Origin of the sequence: Bittarella massiliensis (ex Durand et al. 2017) (assembly GCF_017566145.1) — a bacterium.
Lineage (GTDB): Bacteria > Bacillota > Clostridia > Oscillospirales > Ruminococcaceae > Bittarella > Bittarella massiliensis_A.
In genome coordinates, this window is the sequence record NZ_JABFCL010000236.1 from 1 (window position 1) to 220 (window position 220).

Consider the following 220-nt stretch of genomic DNA (forward strand, 5'->3'; position numbering starts at 1 on the left):
GCTGATTGCGTCTGTCAGCAGGCATGCGTTTGAAAGATATTGCACAGATGTGATGGCATGTTCCAAGATGGCAGGGGATTATCTGTTTGGTGATCAGGTATTTCAAGAAAGGGGACAGGTACTTCATAATGCGATTCGGACAGAAGAGTATGCTTTCCAAACCGAGGTAAGAGAAAGGCTGCGCCGGGAGCTGGGAGCAGATAAAGAGCTGGTAATTGGG

The 220-nt window shown here is 48.2% G+C and carries 1 protein-coding gene; it reads left to right on the top strand.

The window, feature by feature from the left end; translation table 11 throughout:
• Nucleotides 1–220, top strand: a 220-nt coding sequence (locus HJY11_RS14175) for a hypothetical protein (protein ID WP_438820446.1), incomplete at both ends; no start/stop codon positions are given.